Source organism: Aquiflexum sp. (assembly GCF_041749095.1).
In the GTDB taxonomy this organism is placed as follows: domain Bacteria; phylum Bacteroidota; class Bacteroidia; order Cytophagales; family Cyclobacteriaceae; genus Aquiflexum.
The window spans coordinates 1-4,465 of record NZ_JBGTCA010000172.1 but is presented as its reverse complement, the minus strand read 5'-3'; the positions used below and the strand labels follow the sequence as shown (position 1 = coordinate 4,465).

Sequence of the window (4,465 nt, the reverse complement as noted above, 5' to 3'; positions counted from 1 at the left end):
AAGAAAAAAATGTCACCGTTGATTTTTATGGAAAGGTATAGGTCATGGATTTTTGTAGGTTTCCCAATCCATTCCCATGGTTTCTGCGGATGCCTGAAATGCATAAAACCTGCTTCGGGCATGGGGTTGACAATAATAATTTTACCACCATTTTTCTTTAACTGCTCAAGGGACAATAACATCCTCGGTGAATTTGTCCCGGCATTTTGTCCAATATTGATTAGCACATCAGCCTCGGCAATGTCATCCAAGGTCACGGATGCTTTGCCAATCCCCAATGTTTCTTTTAAGGCTTTTCCACTTGCCTCATGGCACATGTTAGAACAGTCAGGGAGGTTGTTGGTGCCAAACTGTCTTACAAAAGATTGGTACAAAAAAGCTGCCTCATTGCTGGCCCTGCCTGAGGTATAAAATACGGCTTCATCAGGAGAGTCAAGTCCATTCAGTTTTTCAGCGATGAATTCAAAGGCCTCATCCCATGAGATTGGTTCATAATGTTCGGAACCCTCCCTTAAAATCATGGGCTGGGTCAATCTCCCTTGTTTTTCCAGCCAATGATCGGATTTTTCCAAAAGTGCATCTATGGAATTTTCTTTAAAAAAATCAGCTTCAATCTTGCGTTTGGTGGATTCCCAAGCAACGGCTTTGACTCCATTTTCACAGTATTCCGCTATTTGACTGACCTTGTCTGCATCCGGGTCAGGCCATGCGCAACTAGGGCAATCAAAGCCTTTGGGCTGGTTGAGTTTAAACAAAGTACTGACTCCCCTTCCAACATAGGTTTCTTCCCAAAGGTAATAACCAACAGATTTGATGGCGGGGAACCCAACTGAAGTCCCGGGCATTGGAGAGATTTTGACTTTATTTTCTTTTTTCATTTAAAACTTCCTAAAAGATATTTACCAATGATGTAATCGGAGCGGCTCGTCACCTCTGAAGGAAGGGTCTCAATAGGATCAGTAAATGATAGTTATAAACATAAATAGAACCTTTGGGGATTCCTCGTGCTCGGAATGACGCCTGCCTGCCTTAGGTAGGGGTAACCTGATGTCATTACCTTTTCTGAACATTATCAGAATATTGGAAACTCAGAAGGACGGTTGCTCTTGCATCTGACATCTGTCATCGGACAATTTTCAAGGAAATCACTGTATCTACCCCGACAACCATATTATCTATTCATCAATTCCTCGATCTCCTCTGCCTCTATCGGAATATTTCTCATTAAATCGAAATAACTATCTTTCATGATGACAATGTTATTTTCCAACCTTACTCCCAAGCCTTCTTCCTGAATGTAAATCCCAGGTTCAACGGTAAAAACCATACCCGGTGTGATGGGTTCGTGCATGGTACCCACATCGTGGACATCTAATCCCAAATGATGCGAAGTGCCGTGCATAAAGTATTTTTTGTAGGCGGGGGTCTTCGGATCCTGATTTTTGATGTCATTTTGATCAATTAAGCCCAATTCAAGTAATTCTGACTGCATCATCAAACCCACCTCTTTGTGGTAATCCTGTATATTGATCCCCGGTCTGAGAATATCCATGGCACCTCTTTGCACCCGCAATACAGCATTATATACCTCCTTTTGCCTTTTTGTAAACCTTCCATTGACAGGGATGATCCTGGTCATATCCGCATTATAATTACCATATTCCGCCCCCACGTCCATAAGGATCAAGTCCCCGTCTTTGCAGACTTCCTTGTTTTCAATATAGTGCAATACACATGCATTGGCACCACTGGCAATGATGGGTTCATAGGCGAAACCTCTACTGCGATTGCGGACAAACTCGTGGATCAACTCCGCTTCTATTTCATATTCCGTCACTCCGGGTTTTGTAAAGGAAAGGATTCTTCTGAAACCTTTTTCTGTAATGTCACAGGCGATCTGCATTTGATCTAATTCTTCTTTTTCTTTTACTGCCCTCAAAGCATGCATTATCGGAGCCACCCGGTGATAATGGTGCAGCGGATACCTTTTTTTACAGGTTTTAATAAACCGGGCATCCCTTGTTTCTACCACTACAGCGGCACGTAGATGTTCATTGGTATTCAAAAAAACATTTTCGCTTAGGGCCATCAATGAATTCAATACACCATCAAAATTGGAAACCCACTGGATATTTTCAATCCCCGATGTGGCCAAAGCTTCCTCTTTGGTATATTTTTGACCTTCCCAAATGGCAATATGCTCGCTGGTTTCCCGCAAGAACAGCACTTCTTTCAGGTTCGTATCAGGAAAGTCAGGGCATACCACAAGAATAGATTCTTCTTGGTCAATCCCTGTGAGATAAAAAATGTCATTATTCTGTCGGAAACGTACTGTTCCATCTGCATTGGTCGGCGAAATATCATTTGAATGAAATACTGCCAGGGATTTTGGAGGAAGTTTTTCTTTGAGTTTTTGACGGTTTTTGATATAAAAGACTTGAGATAATGGATTGTATTTCATAAGGTGTTCTGATATTTGGGAATAGAAATGACCTGAAATTAGATAATAGATATTGAACCAAAAATACCATTTATCAATTGGGTAAAAAAACACATCAATAAGTCTTTTAACTTTGTACTTTGAGGCAAGGAAAAAATAGCATGCAATATAATTTAAAGGAACTTCCAAATGGGATCCGAATAGTCCATCAGGAAGTCAGCCATACCCGGATGGTACATTGTGGTTTTGTACTGAATATAGGAAGTAGGGATGAGTCCAAAGAACAGGAAGGATTGGCGCATTTTTGGGAACACATGGCTTTCAAAGGCACCAAAAAAAGGAAAGCTTATCATATCATCAACCGCTTGGAGTGCCTCGGTGGTGAATTGAACGCCTACACTACCAAGGAAAAAATCTGTTTTTATTCAAGTACCCTAAAAGAACACTTCTCAAAAGCTGCCGAGCTTTTATGCGACATTACTTTCGACAGTACCTTCCCAAGAAAACAAATTGACAAGGAAAGACAGGTCATATTGGAAGAAATGGCCATGTACCGCGATTCACCGGATGATTCCATACAGGATGATTTTGATGAGCTGATTTTTGAGGGACATGCTTTGGGCAGAAATATCCTTGGCACAGAACAAACTGTAACCAATTTTACCCAGGAAGACTTTTTTGAGTTCATTTCTTCCAGGCTTGATACCACGCAGATTGTTTTCTCGGTAATCGGAAATATATCCTTCAAAAAAGTTTTGCAACAGATCGAAACTTTTTTGGCCGAAATCCCTGTGAAAAGAAGTTTGTATGTCAGAAGCAGTTTCACCAATTATCAACCTAAGGTAAAAACCGTTGAAAAGGAAATTACGCAGGCCCATTGTGCCATTGGGAAACCAGCATTTTCATTGTATGATACCAGGAGATTTCAACTTTACCTGCTCAATAATATCCTTGGTGGCCCAAGTATGAATTCCCGTTTGAATCTTTCTTTAAGGGAAAAACATGGGTATGTCTATAGTGTGGAATCACATTATCAAGCATTTTCCGACACCGGTTTTGTAGGGGTTTATTTTGGTACAGAACCCAAGACTGCAAACCGTGCCAAGAAAGTAGTGCTAAAGGAAATGGAAAAGTTGAGGCTCAAAAAACTGGGAACCATGCAACTGCACATGGCCAAAGAACAGGCCATCGGGCAAATGGCGATGGCGGAAGAAAATTATGCTGCCTTAATGTTGGTTTTTGGTAAAAACTTGCTGGACAAAGGTAAAATTGACTCTTTGGATACTATCTTTGGCCTCATCAGGGAAACGACAGCGGAGGATTTGATGGATATTGCCAATGAAGTCTATAGCCCTGACAAATTGAGTTACCTAAATTATATACCTGCCTGAAATGGATTTTATTTCACCCGAACTATTGGCATATTGTGAAGACCACAGCAGCGGTGAAGATGAACTGCTCCGGCACATTTCCCGGGAAACCCACGCCAAGATATTGATACCCAGGATGCTCTCCGGTCATTTACAGGGAAAAGTCCTTGAATTTTTGGTAAAAATGCTCCATCCCCAAGTTATTTTGGAGATAGGAACTTTCACGGGTTATTCCGGCATCTGTATGGCAAGAGGATTAGGTGAAAATGGCAAGCTCATCACCTTGGACATCAATGAGGAACTGGAAGATATGGTCAAAGGGTTTTTTGAAAAATCCGGTTTGGCTTCCAAAATAGATTACCGGATAGGAAACGCCATGGATATCATTCCTACCATTGATGAGAAATTTGACATGGTCTTTATAGATGCGGACAAAGCAAACTATATCAATTACTATAACCTTGTCGTTGAAAAAATGAATCAAGGTGGCATCATATTGGCAGACAATGTATTGTGGTCCGGAAAAGTGATTGCCGAAGGTGGAAAGAAATTTGACAAAGACACACAAATCATTCTGGACTACAATAAAATGGTGCAAAATGATCCCCGAGTCGAAAATGTCCTTCTTCCTATCAGAGACGGATTAATGCTTGCA

The 4,465-nt window shown here is 41.1% G+C and carries 4 protein-coding genes; 2 read left to right on the top strand and 2 right to left on the bottom strand.

Annotated features, from left to right (window positions below; all coding sequences use genetic code 11):
• The coding region (locus ACEW8O_RS08575) for a molybdopterin-dependent oxidoreductase (RefSeq protein WP_373494209.1) at window positions 1-878 on the bottom strand (878 nt) is incomplete at its 3' end.
• 293 nt (window positions 879-1,171) lie between these two features.
• Window positions 1,172-2,461 carry an aminopeptidase P family protein gene (locus ACEW8O_RS08570; protein WP_373494208.1) on the bottom strand — a complete coding sequence of 430 codons (1,290 nt, stop codon included), beginning with the start codon at window positions 2,459-2,461 and terminating at the stop codon, window positions 1,172-1,174.
• 140 nt (window positions 2,462-2,601) lie between these two features.
• Between ACEW8O_RS08570 and ACEW8O_RS08565 the strand changes: the two genes are divergently transcribed.
• Together ACEW8O_RS08565 and ACEW8O_RS08560 are read left to right on the top strand one after the other, a co-directional pair.
• Window positions 2,602-3,831, top strand: coding sequence for a M16 family metallopeptidase (locus ACEW8O_RS08565; protein WP_373494207.1), 1,230 nt, complete (start codon window positions 2,602-2,604; stop codon window positions 3,829-3,831).
• 1 nt (window position 3,832) lies between these two features.
• Window positions 3,833-4,465 (top strand): O-methyltransferase (locus ACEW8O_RS08560; RefSeq protein ID WP_373494206.1); only part of this gene is annotated, 633 nt, incomplete at its 3' end.

Excerpts from the sequence above, each read along its gene's own strand:
- ACEW8O_RS08570 (WP_373494208.1), bottom strand. The coding sequence starts at position 2,461 with ATGAAATACAATCCATTATCTCAAGTCTTTTATATCAAAAACCGTCAA.
- ACEW8O_RS08565 (WP_373494207.1), top strand. The coding sequence starts at position 2,602 with ATGCAATATAATTTAAAGGAACTTCCAAATGGGATCCGAATAGTCCAT.